This window comes from Marinobacter profundi (assembly GCF_002744715.1).
Classification (GTDB): Bacteria; Pseudomonadota; Gammaproteobacteria; order Pseudomonadales; family Oleiphilaceae; genus Marinobacter; species Marinobacter profundi.
The window spans coordinates 421,931-436,584 of record NZ_KZ319367.1 but is presented as its reverse complement, the minus strand read 5'-3'; the positions used below and the strand labels follow the sequence as shown (position 1 = coordinate 436,584).

Sequence of the window (14,654 nt, the reverse complement as noted above, 5' to 3'; positions counted from 1 at the left end):
CCATGACAGTTAAAATCAGCAACAAAATCGTCGGTTACCGGGTACTGAAAGCCGACGCAGATAACGAGCAGGCACCCGCACCCGCGCAGCCGGAAAACAAGCCGGTACTGATGAACGAAAACATCGAACGGCCGGACTTCCTGCTGGGGACCACCTACAAGATCAAGCCCCCGGTGGCCGAGCACGCGATGTACATCACCATCAACGACATCCTGCTCAACGAAGACACCGACCACGAGAGCCGGCAGCCCTACGAAGTGTTCATCAACTCCAAGTCGATGGAGCACTTCCAGTGGGTCATCGCCCTCACCCGCGTCATCTCCGCGGTGTTCCGCAAGGGCGGTGACGTCACCTTCCTGGTGGAAGAGCTGCGTTCCGTGTACGACCCGAACGGTGGCTACTTCAAGAAAGGCGGCGTATTCATGCCGTCTCTGGTGGCCGAAATCGGCGCCGTGATCGAGAAGCACCTGAAGGCCATCGGCCTGCTGGAAAGCGACGAGATGAGCGAAACCACCAAGCGCATCCTCGCCGAAAAGCGCGCCGAGTTCGAAGCCAGCCAGAGCACGGCCACCAACGACGAAACCAGCAACGACTACCCCGCCAACGCCACCATGTGCGGCAAGTGCAACACCAAAGCGGTTATCGTGATGGACGGTTGCGCCACCTGCCTGTCCTGCGGCGACAGCAAGTGCGGTTGAGGTGATTCAGTGGTGAGTTAGCAAGAAGGCCCGGGGTGAGAACTTCGGGCCTTTTTGTTTGTGGTTACCCGTCCCGAATAAGGTTTACACCTTCCTGCAAGATATTATGGAGGGTGTAAACCTTATTCAGGACGGGTCACGGCATTACTGCCGACGCGCTTCCCTCCGCTATACTTTAGAAAGCTCGCGGCCGAGTTTGGACTTTAGCTCTCTGATAAACCAATGTTTTGGTGGTTTCGGTCCGCCCGTCGAGTGAGTATAGTCTAAGAAAAGTATCTGACGCCCTTCTCTCAGCTTTCCTGCTAAAAGGTCACACCAAAATAAAAGCATGCAAAGGTAAAAAAAATGTTTATAAACCAAGAGGATGCGGGACTTTTCCAGACCTTTTCTAAAAAAATTCAGAAGGTCGAGGCATTGCAGGCTTATCGATATCTTGTTGGATGGGGCTTGGCGTCCAGCGAATATACTTGCTTTCCAAAACCGCAAGGGTATCTAGATAGTGTGAGGTTCTATCGAGGCAATTCCTGGGATTTCGCGTTTATCCCAAACCAGAAATGGCTTACTTTCTATTTTCGCAGGCCCTGTTTTAGTCTGCCGAAATACGCAACAGGAGCCATTCTCAAACGTTTTCCAGACGCCGAGGAAACTAGTGAGAACGAGTTCATTGTCCGTTTGTCAACTCTACAAAGCGCTACACAGATAGTCGTCTTTGTTGAGAGCTAACAAAACACGCAAGATTGAAACTCATATCACTGCCGGAAAACCAGTACAGATCTATTTTCTGAATCCGCAACCCCATGATTTCAGCAAAGCCCGTAAAGTGCCTCAGTAACAACCTTCGCCAGGGCTTTCTGACCTCCCCTTTTCAGGCCCCGTTGAAGGCCTGGGCTCTGATACCGATGTTCGCACTAATATCGGTGTCCGTTGGTTTCGGCGCCGGATTATTTCAATTCGGGTGGCTGGATTCGCCAATCACTCCCCTCCTCCCGATCATATTGTTCCTGTTCCCGTCGCTGCTTGAGGAAGTCTTCTTCAGGGGCGTGCTTATACCGAGAGATATCCTGGCATCGGGGCACGTAAAGGCTGCCTGGAGTGTGGCAATCAGCACACTGGTCTTCGTTCTGTGGCATCCGTTCAATGCGCTGGCGTTTAACCCCACTGCTATTCCTCTTTTCCTGGATCCGTGGTTTCTGGTTATCGTATGCGCTATGGGGGTTACCTGTGGCTACGCCTACGTGCTTTCCCGGTCTATCTGGGTTCCGGTGATCATTCACTGGGCTGCGGTAACGGTTTGGGTGCTTTTTCTTGGCGGCCGAAATCTTGTGCTGGAATTTTAAGCTTTTGCCCGTCTCAGCGGGGACTGCCAGCCGCTGTTTCTGGACTATTTTTCACCGTTTCGAGCCTCCGAAATTGCCAGCACGTCCTCACAGAATTTTCTTCAGTGCACCCTCGATGTCGCGGCTGTTTCCCGGGCGGACTAACCGCGCCATTTCTTCACCATCCTTCAGAAAAATCAGCGACGGCCAGAGCTTAACGCCAAAGGTCCGCCCCAACCTCCGGCCTTTGCCATCCTCAACTTTCACATGCGCAACGTCTGGGTGATTGTCCATGGCCGCCCTGATATCGGCCTGCGCACCCTGGCAGAAGCCGCACCAGTTGGTACCGAATTCGATGACCATCGGGCCCGTGCTCTGGTCCAGCTCGTCACGGCTGAGGGTTTCGGGTGTATATTGGCTGGTATAGGACATGGTGTTTCCTCGTTGGGTTATCGGCCACCTTGGAGCGCCTGCACTCGAATGATACCGTTTGGTGGTTTCAGTCATCCAGACTCCGGAGGAGCCCATGGCAGGTGGATGGTCACGTGATGGTGCGGGGGAAGGCCTTTGGCTTTAAGACTCTGAAACAACCGCTTATATTTGCACTTAACCCATACCGGGTCCTACTCCACTGTTAATCGGAATAACTAATGAACGGCGAATGCCTCTGCGGCGAAGTCCAATTCGAGATCCAGGGCGATCTCCCCAACCTCTACCAATGCCATTGCTCGCTCTGTCGCAAAGCTACCGGTTCCGCAGCCAACGCAGCCACCTTTGTCCACCAGCAGAACTTCCGCTGGCTGTCAGGCCAGGCCAGAGTCACCTCGTTCCAGAAACCAACCGGTTATCGCAGTGATTTCTGCTCCGTTTGCGGCAGCCCGGTTCCCAACCAGCTTCGGGACACCGAGCTGGTCTGGATACCCGCCGGTTTGCTGAGGGAGGATTTCGATGCGGCGGTGAATGTCCATCTTCATCTCGACTCGGCTGCGGCGTGGGAGGGCGATTCCCGGAACTGCCTCAGGCTGGGCGGCGGCCCTGAGAGCCTGGATGCCCTTTACAGGGCTTTAAAGGGGCCAAGCGACTGAGTCTCCTTCAGGTGTGAGGCTGGATGTAGTGGTTGGGCCGATCCCGGCCCACTCACGCTCCGAGAACCTGACTGTAAAATCTACCTGCCAAGGTATGTCAGAACGTTTCCGTGTGGATACGATCTGACTCAACGCCGCTCTCGCTGAGGGCAGCCACGGTATCGGCCAGGAAGCCGCTCGGGCCACACAGGTAAAAATCGGCATCCAATGCAGGAACCATTGCCGTTAGCAGATCAATACCGATGTGCCCGCGATGATCGTAATCTCTCCCCTGCCTGTCACTGTTACGCGGTTGGCTGTAGACGGTGTTGACGTGGACCTTGGGATGACGCTTCGCCAGTGCACGCACTTCGTCGGCGAAGGGATGGTGACTGCCGTTGCGCACCCCGTGGATAAAATACACCGGCCGTTCGCCCGCCTCCCGAGCCATGGCCTGCAGCATGCTGACCATGGGCGTCACGCCGACACCCGCACTGACCAGCGCGACGGGGCGTTCGCCGGGCGCCAGCACAAAGTCGCCCTCTGGCTTTTGCGCGTTAACGATGTCGCCTACGATGAGTTTGTCGTGCAGGTATCGTGACACCGTGCCATGGGGCTCGCGCTTGACGCTGATCCGGTAGCGGCCCTCACCCGGTGCATTGGACAATGAATAGGTCCGCTTGATCGGCTGTGCATGTCCCTCGATGTGTAATTCAATCGGCAGATGCTGGCCGGGCATAAAGTTGGCCAACTCTGCGTCGTCCTGCGCTACGAATTCGAAGGATGTTACGTCCTCGCTTTGCTTCGTCTTTTTGACCAGTCTCAGGGAATACAGGGGCTCTGGCGCGCTCCAGCGCAGCGGCAGTACGCCGTCGAGTTGTACAATCTGCTCGATATCGATTGCAACCAGGCGCTGCGCACCGGGATGCCGCGCAATTTCTGCGGAGTCCCAGTCGATAGTTGCCTTGCCGCTGATCTGCAGCAGACTGCCCTTCTCAAAGTCTACAAACAGCAGGGCTACGCGGGGATCTGCAACGAGGTTACCAATAGTGTTGAAGTGATTGTTGCCTGAATAATCGGGCAGGATCAGCTGCCTGTCGTCGGGCACTGCAACGAACCCCGGCGCGCCACCGCGATGAGAAGCGTCCATACCATAACCCGCGTGCCGTCCCTTGCCACGGTATCCGCTCCCGATAAACAGTGTGGTTGCCGATCCGATCCATGCCTGCATACCCCTGGTGAGCCGCTGGTAGTGGGTTGCGGACGCGTCCCCCGGCTTTACGTCGACCTGATGCCAGCTTCGCTCGGTGATGTATTGCGGGCAGTTGCCGAAGCACTGGCCGACCGTGAGGGTCAGGCCATTTATCCCGACCGCGTCAATCGTGCCATTCACCCGATTGCGTCGCCGCGTATGAAGCTCGATGCCGAGCAGACCGAGTTCCGCACCCGCAGTCAACGCGCCTTCCAGCGCATCCCCCGGCAATACTCGCGCTGCAATATGCAGACTCGTGGGATCGGGCGTGCTAACAAAACCGGGAGCGCCGGTGAGCAAGGTCACCCAGGGTCGCCCGGTAGCATCCCGTGCAGCGGCCACAACAAAAGGCAATTGCTTGAAGAACTCGCGATGCTGATCCGGTAGAAAGGCCCGGACCACCTGACGCGCCCAGGGCTCAATGGAGTCACGAACCCCAAGCCGCCTCTGCACCGCCTGCTCGCCATGATGGAACGGTGACGCGTCATCAGAGTGCCAATGCGGAGTTTGCATCAGTGCGTCCTCAGTTGGTCAGACGGCGATCAATTCGAGGCGGATATTGCCCGGAATACGACACATCATGTGCTGTAACCCGGAGCTGCCCAGCCCTTCGGGTGCGAACTCGATGTCCAGATCGTCGCGCTCCCGCAATTCCGCGTACAGCTGCTCGAGGTCCGACTTGTCACCGACGCGGAGCGCAAGGTGGTGAAGACCGATATTGGCGCGCCGGTCGAAGGGGGTGGCGTTAGCCGGATCTTCCGCCTGCCACAGTGTGATCATGGCCGAGCCGTCGTTCAGAAAAACCGCCGGATAATCGGCGACTTCACCTACCTGCTCGAAACCGAGAGCATCAACGAAGAAGGCCTTGGCAGCGGCGAGATCTGGTACGGTCAGGCCCACATGATGTACGCCCCGGGTTTTAGCGGATGTCTGGTTCATGGTGTTCTCCCTGGTGAGTTTGTCAGATGACTGATCTATCTTCAGGGAGAAGGCAGGTGCTGATAAATACCGCCACTCTGATAAGATTACTGCACCTGATGGAGCAATCGATTATGGATAAACTGGCCGCCATGCGGGTTTTCGTCGAAATCGTCGATCGGGGCAGCCTGACCGCGGCGGCAGAGGCGTTGGGTCGCTCACAGCCGGCCGTTGTCCGAACACTTGCCGCGCTTGAGGCCCATCTCGGGATCCGGCTGCTGCGGCGCACCACACGCCGCATGTCCCTGACGCCGGAAGGCCGCGACTATCTGGAACGCTGCCGTCGTATACTTGCCGACGTCGACGATGCGGAATTGGCCGTGGGCCAGAATGAAGCCGAACCGCGGGGAGACCTTCGCATCACGGCGCCGGTGCAGTTCGGGCAACTGCATATGATGTCGGCACTCTCCGACTTCCTTGCACGCCACGAGCAGGTTCGCGTCGATCTGCTGCTGCTTGATCGTGTTGTTGACCTGGTTGACGAAGGCATCGACCTGGCGCTACGTATCGGCCCACTGGCCGATTCTTCGATGATTGCGGTCCGTGTCGGAGAGGTGCGCCGGGTTGTCTGCGCCAGCCCGGCGCTGCTTGATCGAATCGGGGTGCCGGACCATCCACAAGCGTTGTCCAAACTGCCGTGCATACGTTTGCGGAATCTCTCCCCGACGAGTGCGTGGCCATTTCGTGAAGGCGGGCATGACATCGCCGTCAGAATGGGCGGGCGGTTGAGCTGCAATCAGATTGCAGCAGGCGTTGCCGCTTGCGTCGAAGGCGTGGGCTTTGGGCAGTTTCTTTCCTATCAGGTTCAGCAATTCATCAGTGAGAAAAGACTGCACAGAGTGCTCGAAGCGTTCGAACCCGAGCCCTTGCCGGTGCACCTGATCTACCCCGGCGGCCGTCTGGTAACGACGAGATTGCGGGCACTTATCAATGCGTTGAAGGACTCGCTTCGCAACAGTGAAGCACTCGGGTGATAAAGCGCGCCCGCCCGCGTGGAAACGTGAAATTCGGGCTTGGGAATATCAGCCATCATTGGCGTTGGTATAACGACAGCAGAAGACTCAGATTATGTTGGCAATGTTAAGAGCTTTATCGGTATTTGCATTCCTCAGCCTCATAGCAGGATGCTCAACTGCCCAACCCGCGGCCGGAGATAACTGGATTGGTTTCACTGAAACCGGGCAGGCATCCTATTATTCGGATAAGTTTCAGAACAGAAAAACCGCCAGTGGTGCCATTTATAAGCACGAGCTTCATACAGCGGCACATAAAAAGTTACCGTTCGGTTCAAAGGTGAAGGTAACAAACCGAAAGAGCGGCAAAAGTGTCGTTGTCACGATCAATGATCGTGGACCCTTTGTCAAAGGTCGCATAATTGATCTGTCAAAATCCGCGTTCAGCCAGATTGGCAGTACATCGTCGGGTTTAATCAACGTGAAAATTGAGGTGCTGAGGTAGCCCATGACAGGTTGTTGTCGGGTGGATTCTGGTGCGGCGGTGTTTCTGAAGGGCTGGGTTTCACTATACAAACTTGCTTCGGAAGGCAAAGTACACCGCCCCGACCAGGCAGAGACCAGCCCAGAGGTAATCCAGCTTCAGCGGCTCCCGCAGATAGAACACAGAGAACGGCACAAACACTGAGAGTGTGATCACCTCCTGGAGGATTTTGAGCTGGCCAACATTCAACTCTGTGTAACCAATCCGGTTGGCAGGCACCTGAAAGAGATATTCAAATAGCGCGATGCCCCAACTGACAAGCGCCGCAACGATCCAGGGCTTGTTATTGAGTTCTTTCAGGTGGGCGTACCAGGCAAACGTCATGAAAATATTGCTGCATACCAGCAGGCTGACGCTGATAAGGATCGGATTCATTAACGTGACTCAATCGAAAATATGGGTGGGATGGTCCAAGCTGCCAGATAACCAATGCGGAATATACTCCACTTTTCCGTGGTCCGCCTTAGCCCTGCTCCACCGGCACAAACAAGGGTTCAATCGCTTCAGTTCGGGGGGGGGAAGAAGATGCGTGCGGGGCCAGTGGTAGCTATGCTGTCTGGTTCATACCATCTCGATATTTACATCTGTCATTACCGGCACGTCCTCATAGAATTTTTATCAGTGCACCCTCGATGTCGCCGCTGTTTTCCGGGCGGACTACCCGCGCCATTTCTTCACCATCCTTCAGAAAAATCAGCGACGGCCACAGCTTAACGCCAAATGTCCGCCCCAGCCTGCGGCCTTTACCATCCTCGACCTTCACATGCGGAACGTCCGGGTGATTGTCCATGGCCGCCTTGATATCGGCCTGCGCCCCCTTACAGAAACCGCACCAGTTGGTGCCGAATTCGACCACCATCGGGCCCGTGGTCTGGTCCAGCTCGTCACGGCTTAGGGTTTCGGGTGTATATTGGCTGGCATAGGACATGGTATTTCCTCGTTGGGTTATCGGCAACCTTGGAGCGCCTGCACTCGAATGATACCGTTTGGTGGTTTCAGTCATCCAGACTCTGGAGGGGCCCATGGCAGGTGGATGGTCACGTGATGGTGCGGTTCAGGAACAGATCGACGCAAGCGTTGAAGATGAAATTCAGCGCGCACGCAGCCAGTTAGCCGGGGGTGAGAGCGCCACGGAATGCGATGAGTGTGGCGCGCCGATTCCGGAAGCCCGGCGCAAGGCCATTCCCGGTGTTCGGTTGTGCATCGAGTGCCAGTCGGCCCATGAAAAGCAGCAAATCCACTCTGGCGGCATCAATCGCAGAGGCAGTAAGGACAGCCAGCTTCGATAGCCTGTTGGGGTCGCGAGGCGTTGGGCGCCCCCATGGCAACCGGAATCTTAGCAACTGAGGTGCGCGGCAGCCCGGTGCACCAACCTGCCAATCCAGACCCACACTACTACTGAGCAGCACAACGAGTACAAGGGCAAGTACAAACTACTGGGTAAAGTCGTCCGGGAAATACCGGCGCCGGACAGCGACCGCAACTCTGTTCATCCCAGCGTGAAACAGCGGTAAGACAGCGGCTACCGCGACGATCCGATTGAGCAATGCATCAAGAAGCATGGGCAATGGCCACCCTTGTGGCCAACCAGTTGAGAGGCACCAAGTGCACTGGACCGGGCGTGACGCCCATCAGTAGACTGCCCCTTTACCCGGCTGAATGCCGCCCCCAGCAACAGGAGCCCCACCCCGTGGCCGAACTGAAAACCCTCGGTCTGTTTGTTGTGACCGCCCTGGCGGAGATCGTCGGCTGTTACCTGCCCTATCTCTGGCTTCGCGAAGGCAAGAGTATCTGGCTGCTCGTGCCCGGCGCGCTCAGCCTCGCGCTTTTCGCCTGGCTGTTGTCACTGCATCCGACAGCGGCTGGCCGGGTTTATGCGGCTTATGGCGGGGTCTATGTCTTCATGGCGATACTGTGGCTCTGGACGGTTGACGGTATCCGGCCTACCGGGTGGGACATCCTTGGCTCGGCCGTCGCCCTGCTGGGGATGGCGATCATCATGTTTGCGCCGAGGAGCAGCTAAGCTGATTCACGCCGGAAATAAAACCTGCTGTCGATTTTTCGGTGTCCCATGCGACTACTGGTTGAATGAAAGCAAACCAGGAGAATGAACCCATGAGAAAAGTGATTGTTGGTGCCATGGTGTCGCTGGATGGGGTGATGCAGGCCCCGGGCGGGCCCGAGGAAGATCCCACCGGCGGATTCGGCTACGGCGGCTGGGTTGCCCCGATGGTGGATGAGGTGTTTGGTGAAGAGATTGACCGCATGTTCGGCCAGCCCTTCGACCTTCTGCTGGGACGCAAGACCTACGAGATTTTCGCCGCCCACTGGCCGTATGCCGAGGACGGGCCGGACGATTCCATCGCCAGGGCCTTCAATTCGATCAACAAGTACGTTGCCACCCGGAAAGGGCTGGACCTGACCTGGCAGGGCTCGGTGGCCCTCAATGACGCGGCGGAAGATGTCGCCCGACTGAAACGGGAGGATGGCCCCGCGCTGGTCACGCAAGGCAGCTCGGATCTGCTCCAAACGCTGTTTGCGAACGACCTCGTCGATGAGATCAATGTGTTCACCTTCCCGGTGGTGCTCGGCCAGGGCAAGAAGCTGTTTCGCGATGGAGCCAAGCCGGCCGCATTCAAGCTGGCCGACAGCCGGGTGTCACCCGGTGGCATCGTGATTGGGCGGTATGTGCGTGATGGCAAGGTAGCAACCGGCGACTTTGCCATGAACCCGCCCACTCCGGCAGAAATCGCACGCCGGGAAAAACTTCGGCAGGAGGGCTGACACGATGAAACACGCAAAGAACACCATTTGCCTCTGGTTCAATGGCGGTGCCGAAGCGGCAGCCCGCTTCTACGCCGAGACGTTTCCGGATTCATCGGTAGGCAGGATCCTCCGCGCTCCGGGCGACTTTCCCTCCGGTAAAATGGGCGATGTGCTGACGGTGCAATTCACCGTGCTGGGTATCCCCTGCCTCGGGCTCAACGGCGGTCCCGCCTTTACCCACAATGAAGCGTTTTCCTTTCAGGTTGCCACCTCTGATCAGGAAGAGACAGATCGCTACTGGAACGCCATAGTCGACAACGGCGGAGAAGAGAGCGCCTGTGGCTGGTGTAAGGACAGATGGGGCATCTCGTGGCAGATCACACCGGTAGCTTTGACCGACGCCATCGCCGACCCGGATCCCGCTGCTGCAAAACGCGCGTTCGATGCGATGATGGAGATGGGCAAGATCGATATTGCGGCCATTGAAGCGGCGCGCAGGGGGTAATAAGAGGCACCGAACCCTTACCAGGAGGCCTCACAGGCCATAAAATTTTTCAGGCATGTCACAAAGCCTGACGACATTTCGTCTACCTCTGTAGAAAGCGGTGAAGATGATCCATCGACCACACGTGACGACAGAGGACCCAGATAATGGAAAAACGCCTGAATGCTTACCAAGCCAACCCCGAAGCCATCGCGGCCATGGCCAGGCTGGATGCTCATGTGCGAAGTTGCGGGCTGGAAGAAAGCCTCATCGAGTTGGTAGTCACGCGAGCATCCCAGATTAACGGCTGTGCCTACTGTCTCCACATGCACACCAGTGATGCCCGTGCCGCCGGAGAGAGTGAGGCACGGCTCTATCTCCTGTCCGCATGGCGTGAATCTGCCCTTTATACACCACGGGAGAAAGCCGCGTTGGGGTGGACCGAAGCGTTGACGAGACTGCCGGATACCGGGGCACCCACCCGGGATTACGAGATGGGACTGGCGCACTTCTCCGAAAGGGAGTTTGTGGATCTGACGCTCCTGATCGGCGTCATCAATGCCTGGAACCGGCTCGGAGTAGGTTTCAGGAACGTTCACCCGAACGACGTGGCGTCGGAAAACTGATGGGACGTGCCGGTTCTGTGACCGGGTTTACCAGGAGTCTTTGCCCATGACGGAGTGCGCTGCCCTGCAGTTCAATCAGTGGCGTCGATACCTGACCGGTGTTGCCTATCGCATGCTGGGCTCGGTAACCGAGGCAGAAGACGTGGTCCAGGACGCCTACCTTCGTTGGCGCGATGCCGATCACCCCTCGGTAACCGACGTGCGGTCGTACCTGACCACGGTCACCAGCCGGCTGTGCCTTGATCGCCTGAAGGCCGCTCACCGGCAAAGAGAGATTTATGTCGGCCCCTGGTTGCCGGAGCCTCTGATAGAGTCACTGGAGGCACCGATAGACCCCGAGGTTCTGGCAAGCGATGTCTCTTTCGCGTTGATGCTTGCGCTGGAGCGGTTATCGCCTCTGGAGCGCGCCGCGTTCCTGCTGCATGATGTCTTCGGGATCGATTTCGCTCAGGTTGCACTCAGCCTGGATCGAAATGAAGCCAGTTGCCGGCAGCTGGCCAGCCGGGCCCGGAAGAAGGTTCAGGCAGCGCGCCCGAGGTATCGGGTAACACCCCATGAACATGGTCAGTTGACTGAGCGTTTCTTCAGCGCCGCCCGCAGCGGCGATGTTAGCGAGTTGAAGGCGCTGCTGAGTGAAAGTGCCACCCTCCATACCGACGGCGGTGGCAAGAGAATTGCCGCGCGGCGCGTGATTTTCGGGGCTGACAAGATCAGCCGGTTCTTCCATGGCCTGGCCCGCAAGTCGTCGTCATCCGGGCCACGGTGGGTTAAGCCGGTTATGGTGAATGGACTGCCGGGCTGGTTAACCATCGAACGGGATGGACTGCCCCAGGTGATGACCCTGGAGATCACGGGGGAGCGTATCGAGGCTCTGTATATGGTTCGCAACCCGGACAAGTTACGCCATCTGGCGGACCAGCTACCGATGCAATTGGTTAAAGCCGATATGTCTGAGGAGACATCATTCAATGAGTGACTTACTGGAGTTTGGAAGAAAGATACTCAAGAACCAACCCTTCAGCGCCCTGCTCGGCACCGAACTGGAGGTCTTCGAGCCCGGAAGCGCTGTTCTCTCGCTCGCCATCCGGCCGGAGTTGAAACAACAGCATGGCTTTGTGCATGGAGGCGTGGTCAGTTACCTGGCTGACAACGCATTGACCTATGCGGGGGGCTCGGTCCTGGGCGATTCGGTGACTTCCGAATACAAGATCAATTACGTTCGCCCTGCAATTGGCGACAAGCTGGTCGCCAGGGCTACGGTACTGTCCTCAGGAAGGAATCAGGCGGTCTGCCAGTGCAGTGTTATTGCGATTGGAGAGGCCGGTGAACGCACGGTTGCGGTGGCCCAGGGTACGATCAACAAGGTTGAATCAGGAAAGTGACGACCTCCGAGTATAGCTGGTAGGGTCGATATTAACCTGGGGCTTGGTGAGGTTCTGGAGTTTACGGAAGGTGAAGCCAGTCCAGGTTATTAGTACAGACAGGAACCGAAACGGACCGAAAGCCTGAAATTTTTATAGGGCGGAGGCGGCATGAAGTTTCCTTCGAGTACAGGATTTGCAATTTTTGGGGCGGCTGTCCATGGGGCCCGTTTTACCCTTCATGGCGGTCTCGCTCGGGCAGGCAACCGGCTCACCTGTGGTGGGTATGCTGGTGAATGAATTCGGTTATGGCGATGCCTTTGCGATATTTGCCGCCATTGGCATTCTGGCGGCAATGCTGTCGCCATTTTATCCGCGCTCTATTGATGAGGAGTCCGAAGAAGAGGATGAAACCGGCCTTCAGGCTGCTTATGATAATCAGCTTCAGCTCGTGGAAGATGAATCCGTGAAAGTTACAGGTTCGACCGTATGAAAACCATTGGCCTGCTGGGCGGGATGAGCTGGGAATCAACCCAGACCTACTATCGGCTTCTCAATGAGGGCGTTAAAAGACGCCTGGGTGGGCTGCATTCTGCAAAGCTCATTCTGTACAGCGTAGATTTTGCCGAAATCGAGGAGCTCCAGCACCAGGGCAACTGGGCCGAGACAGGTAACATCCTGTCCCGGGCGGCTCGCGCGCTTGAACAGGCCGGGGCGGAGTTTCTGGTGATTGGCACCAACACCATGCATAAGGTGGCACCGGAGATTGAACAAACCATCGGCATTCCCCTGCTCCATATTGCCGATGCAACGGCCGGAGTCCTGAAGCAGGATGGCCTTTCCAGCGTGGGATTGCTGGGTACCCGGTTTACCATGGAGCAGGACTTTTACCGGGAGCGCCTGGAGCAGGCCGGAATCCAGGTGATCGTTCCGGAAGAGCCGGAGCGGGAAGTGATTCATCGGGTCATCTATGAGGAGCTGTGTCAGGGAGAGATCAACCAGGCATCCAAGCAGGCTTACCTGGAGATCGTTACGTCACTGATAGAACGGGGTGCGCAGGCAGTCGTCCTGGGCTGCACCGAGATCGGCCTGCTGATCCGGCAGGAAGATACCCCCGTTGCGGTCTATGACACCACGGAAATCCACGCCGCTCAGGCCGTTGAGAAGGCACTTGCTACTTGATTGAGGTTTACCCATGCACCTTCCCTTCTGGCTGACCACCGCACTGCTGTTCCCGGTACTGCTGTACCAGGGCAAACGTGCCCGGCGGGAAACGCCACGGCTCCCGGAAGCCCAGGGCTCCCCAGGCGGCCAGTACGGCGAAGGGGCGCCGGTGTTCCGGGTTCTGGTTATCGGCGAATCCACCGCCGCAGGCGTGGGTGTGTCCACCCATGACCAGGGCCTGGCCAGCCAGCTGGCATTGCAGTTGCACGAACACTCCGGGCAGACCATCGCCTGGCATACCTTCGGCGTGAACGGCATTCGTCTGGGCGAACTCAATAACAGGTTGGCAAATGCGGACCTGCCGGAGGCCGATGTGGTGTTGCTCAGCATGGGCGTTAACGACACCACCGGGTTCACCCCGAGGTACCGGTTCCGCCAGCAGCTGATGGACCTTCGTGACCTGCTCGTCCAACGCTACCCGGCACCGGTGTATTTGCTGAGCGTACCTCCGATGCACCTGTTTACTGCGCTCCCCTCACCCCTCAGGCATGTCATGGGCTGGCGGGCGCGGCAGCTGGATCGCCTGTACCAGGAACTGGCGCACCAGGCTCCGGAGGAGTTCCGCTATCTCACCTACCCGACCATCACCGACCCCTCGATGCTAGCCAGTGATGGCTATCATCCGAGCGAGAAAGGTTATCGGGCAATTGCCGGGGCGCTGGCAACGGGAGACCTGGAATTACCTTATTCCAACTTGAACTCAAGCACAGACGCCGCATAATCGGGTAAGTTTCCTTAACCAAAAACGGCGGCTTCATGAGCAAAGATTACTTCGCCCACAAGGCAGACACCTACGAACAGAATCGCGACCGCGTCGATAACGTCTCCAACATCGCCAACACCATCCTGGCGAAGGCGCATATCGAACCCTCCATGCATCTGATGGATTTCGGCTCCGGCACCGGCCTGTTGCTGGAGCGGATCGCCCCTCACGTGAAGAAAATCACGGCGGTGGATATTTCCCCTTCCATGAACCGCCAGCTCTCTGAAAAGCGGGCTTCTCTGAACTGTGAGCTGGAGATCAAGGAGATTGATCTGGAAAAGCAGTCCATCGACGAGCGTTTCGACGGCATCATCTCCTCCATGACCATGCATCACGTCAGGGATATTGACGCCATGTTCCGGCGTTTCCGGGAGCTGCTGAAGCCGGGTGGCTTTATCGCCATTTCGGATCTGGACAAGGAAGATGGCACCTTCCATAGTGAAGACACCGGCGTTTTCCATTTCGGTTTTGAGCGGGACCAAATCGCCCGCGCCGCCGAGCAAGCCGGGTTCTCGGGCGTTGAGGTAGTCTCCGCCAGCGCCATCGAAAAAGAGGATCGGAGCTATCCGGTGTTCTTGCTGACTGCGAGCCTCTGACAGAAAGGCCTGGTTTTCCGCCTTGGTCT

The 14,654-nt window shown here is 57.3% G+C and carries 21 protein-coding genes; 16 read left to right on the top strand and 5 right to left on the bottom strand.

The genetic code is table 11. From position 1 onward, the window contains the following. The first annotated feature begins 2 nt into the window (after positions 1 to 2). The gene (locus CLH61_RS01945) at positions 3 to 698 is read left to right on the top strand and encodes a TSCPD domain-containing protein (protein WP_099613014.1); all 696 of its coding nucleotides are present in this window, start codon (positions 3 to 5) and stop codon (positions 696 to 698) included. Positions 699 to 1,495: 797 nt separating this feature from the next. Then, on the top strand, positions 1,496 to 2,035 hold the full coding sequence (locus CLH61_RS01935) for a CPBP family glutamic-type intramembrane protease (RefSeq protein WP_099613012.1): 540 nt from the start codon (positions 1,496 to 1,498) through the stop codon (positions 2,033 to 2,035). Between the two features lie 87 nt (positions 2,036 to 2,122). Here the strand turns inward: CLH61_RS01935 and CLH61_RS01930 are convergent, their stop codons facing one another. Beyond that, entirely contained in the window at positions 2,123 to 2,446 is a 324-nt protein-coding gene (locus CLH61_RS01930) for a thioredoxin family protein (protein ID WP_099613011.1), read from the bottom strand. 218 nt (positions 2,447 to 2,664) lie between these two features. Between CLH61_RS01930 and CLH61_RS01925 the strand changes: the two genes are divergently transcribed. Next, positions 2,665 to 3,099, top strand: a complete 435-nt coding sequence (locus CLH61_RS01925; RefSeq protein WP_099613010.1) for a GFA family protein — start codon at positions 2,665 to 2,667, stop codon at positions 3,097 to 3,099. A gap of 97 nt (positions 3,100 to 3,196) precedes the next feature. Here CLH61_RS01925 and CLH61_RS01920 read toward each other — a convergent pair whose 3' ends face one another. Next, the gene (locus CLH61_RS01920) at positions 3,197 to 4,843 is read right to left on the bottom strand and encodes a pyridoxamine 5'-phosphate oxidase family protein (protein ID WP_099613009.1); all 1,647 of its coding nucleotides are present in this window, start codon (positions 4,841 to 4,843) and stop codon (positions 3,197 to 3,199) included. Positions 4,844 to 4,861: 18 nt separating this feature from the next. After that, positions 4,862 to 5,269 (bottom strand): VOC family protein, encoded by a 408-nt coding sequence (locus CLH61_RS01915; protein WP_099613008.1) that lies wholly within the window; start codon positions 5,267 to 5,269, stop codon positions 4,862 to 4,864. Between the two features lie 113 nt (positions 5,270 to 5,382). On the opposite strand from CLH61_RS01915, the gene CLH61_RS01910 reads away from it, so the two are divergent. Next, positions 5,383 to 6,282, top strand: a complete 900-nt coding sequence (locus CLH61_RS01910) for a LysR family transcriptional regulator (protein WP_099613007.1) — start codon at positions 5,383 to 5,385, stop codon at positions 6,280 to 6,282. 94 nt (positions 6,283 to 6,376) lie between these two features. Continuing rightward, positions 6,377 to 6,766, top strand: coding sequence for a septal ring lytic transglycosylase RlpA family protein (locus tag CLH61_RS01905; RefSeq protein ID WP_099613006.1), 390 nt, complete (start codon positions 6,377 to 6,379; stop codon positions 6,764 to 6,766). 63 nt (positions 6,767 to 6,829) lie between these two features. On the opposite strand, the gene CLH61_RS01900 is transcribed toward CLH61_RS01905, so the two are convergent. Both CLH61_RS01900 and CLH61_RS01895 read right to left on the bottom strand, forming a co-directional pair. Further along, positions 6,830 to 7,180, bottom strand: coding sequence for a DMT family protein (locus tag CLH61_RS01900; protein ID WP_099613005.1), 351 nt, complete (start codon positions 7,178 to 7,180; stop codon positions 6,830 to 6,832). 229 nt (positions 7,181 to 7,409) lie between these two features. Then, entirely contained in the window at positions 7,410 to 7,733 is a 324-nt protein-coding gene (locus CLH61_RS01895) for a thioredoxin family protein (protein ID WP_099613004.1), read from the bottom strand. A gap of 94 nt (positions 7,734 to 7,827) precedes the next feature. On the opposite strand from CLH61_RS01895, the gene CLH61_RS01890 reads away from it, so the two are divergent. From CLH61_RS01890 to CLH61_RS01840, 11 genes are all read left to right on the top strand, one after another. Beyond that, positions 7,828 to 8,094, top strand: coding sequence for a DksA/TraR family C4-type zinc finger protein (locus CLH61_RS01890; RefSeq protein ID WP_099613003.1), 267 nt, complete (start codon positions 7,828 to 7,830; stop codon positions 8,092 to 8,094). A gap of 401 nt (positions 8,095 to 8,495) precedes the next feature. Further along, positions 8,496 to 8,828: a YnfA family protein gene (locus CLH61_RS01885; protein WP_211289046.1), complete on the top strand. Its 333-nt coding sequence runs from the start codon at positions 8,496 to 8,498 to the stop codon at positions 8,826 to 8,828. Between the two features lie 92 nt (positions 8,829 to 8,920). Continuing rightward, positions 8,921 to 9,589 carry a dihydrofolate reductase family protein gene (locus CLH61_RS01880; protein ID WP_099613001.1) on the top strand — a complete coding sequence of 223 codons (669 nt, stop codon included), beginning with the start codon at positions 8,921 to 8,923 and terminating at the stop codon, positions 9,587 to 9,589. Between the two features lie 4 nt (positions 9,590 to 9,593). Continuing rightward, positions 9,594 to 10,076 carry a VOC family protein gene (locus CLH61_RS01875; RefSeq protein WP_099613000.1) on the top strand — a complete coding sequence of 161 codons (483 nt, stop codon included), beginning with the start codon at positions 9,594 to 9,596 and terminating at the stop codon, positions 10,074 to 10,076. A 146-nt stretch (positions 10,077 to 10,222) separates the two neighbouring features. Further along, positions 10,223 to 10,681 carry a carboxymuconolactone decarboxylase family protein gene (locus CLH61_RS01870; protein ID WP_099612999.1) on the top strand — a complete coding sequence of 153 codons (459 nt, stop codon included), beginning with the start codon at positions 10,223 to 10,225 and terminating at the stop codon, positions 10,679 to 10,681. 46 nt (positions 10,682 to 10,727) lie between these two features. Beyond that, positions 10,728 to 11,657, top strand: a complete 930-nt coding sequence (locus CLH61_RS01865; RefSeq protein ID WP_099612998.1) for a sigma-70 family RNA polymerase sigma factor — start codon at positions 10,728 to 10,730, stop codon at positions 11,655 to 11,657. Next, a complete protein-coding gene (locus CLH61_RS01860) occupies positions 11,650 to 12,063 on the top strand; it encodes a PaaI family thioesterase (protein ID WP_099612997.1) in 414 nt (137 codons plus the stop codon). The genes CLH61_RS01865 and CLH61_RS01860 overlap by 8 nt, the downstream gene beginning before the upstream one ends. 184 nt (positions 12,064 to 12,247) lie before the next feature. Beyond that, positions 12,248 to 12,535, top strand: a complete 288-nt coding sequence (locus CLH61_RS01855) for a hypothetical protein (RefSeq protein WP_228152497.1) — start codon at positions 12,248 to 12,250, stop codon at positions 12,533 to 12,535. Next, the gene (locus CLH61_RS01850; protein ID WP_099612996.1) at positions 12,532 to 13,224 is read left to right on the top strand and encodes an aspartate/glutamate racemase family protein; all 693 of its coding nucleotides are present in this window, start codon (positions 12,532 to 12,534) and stop codon (positions 13,222 to 13,224) included. The genes CLH61_RS01855 and CLH61_RS01850 overlap by 4 nt, the downstream gene beginning before the upstream one ends. Before the next feature lie 13 nt (positions 13,225 to 13,237). After that, complete coding sequence (locus CLH61_RS01845) at positions 13,238 to 13,987, top strand: SGNH/GDSL hydrolase family protein (RefSeq protein WP_099612995.1); 750 nt, start codon at positions 13,238 to 13,240, stop codon at positions 13,985 to 13,987. A gap of 35 nt (positions 13,988 to 14,022) precedes the next feature. Then, entirely contained in the window at positions 14,023 to 14,625 is a 603-nt protein-coding gene (locus CLH61_RS01840; protein ID WP_099612994.1) for a class I SAM-dependent DNA methyltransferase, read from the top strand. The last annotated feature ends 29 nt before the right edge of the window (positions 14,626 to 14,654 follow it).

Excerpts from the sequence above, each read along its gene's own strand:
- CLH61_RS01945 (WP_099613014.1), top strand. The coding sequence starts at position 3 with ATGACAGTTAAAATCAGCAACAAAATCGTCGGTTACCGGGTACTGAAA.
- CLH61_RS01935 (WP_099613012.1), top strand. The coding sequence starts at position 1,496 with ATGATTTCAGCAAAGCCCGTAAAGTGCCTCAGTAACAACCTTCGCCAG.
- CLH61_RS01930 (WP_099613011.1), bottom strand. The coding sequence starts at position 2,446 with ATGTCCTATACCAGCCAATATACACCCGAAACCCTCAGCCGTGACGAG.
- CLH61_RS01925 (WP_099613010.1), top strand. The coding sequence starts at position 2,665 with ATGAACGGCGAATGCCTCTGCGGCGAAGTCCAATTCGAGATCCAGGGC.
- CLH61_RS01920 (WP_099613009.1), bottom strand. The coding sequence starts at position 4,843 with ATGCAAACTCCGCATTGGCACTCTGATGACGCGTCACCGTTCCATCAT.
- CLH61_RS01915 (WP_099613008.1), bottom strand. The coding sequence starts at position 5,269 with ATGAACCAGACATCCGCTAAAACCCGGGGCGTACATCATGTGGGCCTG.
- CLH61_RS01910 (WP_099613007.1), top strand. The coding sequence starts at position 5,383 with ATGGATAAACTGGCCGCCATGCGGGTTTTCGTCGAAATCGTCGATCGG.
- CLH61_RS01905 (WP_099613006.1), top strand. The coding sequence starts at position 6,377 with ATGTTGGCAATGTTAAGAGCTTTATCGGTATTTGCATTCCTCAGCCTC.
- CLH61_RS01900 (WP_099613005.1), bottom strand. The coding sequence starts at position 7,180 with ATGAATCCGATCCTTATCAGCGTCAGCCTGCTGGTATGCAGCAATATT.
- CLH61_RS01895 (WP_099613004.1), bottom strand. The coding sequence starts at position 7,733 with ATGTCCTATGCCAGCCAATATACACCCGAAACCCTAAGCCGTGACGAG.
- CLH61_RS01890 (WP_099613003.1), top strand. The coding sequence starts at position 7,828 with ATGGCAGGTGGATGGTCACGTGATGGTGCGGTTCAGGAACAGATCGAC.
- CLH61_RS01880 (WP_099613001.1), top strand. The coding sequence starts at position 8,921 with ATGAGAAAAGTGATTGTTGGTGCCATGGTGTCGCTGGATGGGGTGATG.
- CLH61_RS01875 (WP_099613000.1), top strand. The coding sequence starts at position 9,594 with ATGAAACACGCAAAGAACACCATTTGCCTCTGGTTCAATGGCGGTGCC.
- CLH61_RS01870 (WP_099612999.1), top strand. The coding sequence starts at position 10,223 with ATGGAAAAACGCCTGAATGCTTACCAAGCCAACCCCGAAGCCATCGCG.
- CLH61_RS01865 (WP_099612998.1), top strand. The coding sequence starts at position 10,728 with ATGACGGAGTGCGCTGCCCTGCAGTTCAATCAGTGGCGTCGATACCTG.
- CLH61_RS01860 (WP_099612997.1), top strand. The coding sequence starts at position 11,650 with ATGAGTGACTTACTGGAGTTTGGAAGAAAGATACTCAAGAACCAACCC.
- CLH61_RS01850 (WP_099612996.1), top strand. The coding sequence starts at position 12,532 with ATGAAAACCATTGGCCTGCTGGGCGGGATGAGCTGGGAATCAACCCAG.
- CLH61_RS01845 (WP_099612995.1), top strand. The coding sequence starts at position 13,238 with ATGCACCTTCCCTTCTGGCTGACCACCGCACTGCTGTTCCCGGTACTG.
- CLH61_RS01840 (WP_099612994.1), top strand. The coding sequence starts at position 14,023 with ATGAGCAAAGATTACTTCGCCCACAAGGCAGACACCTACGAACAGAAT.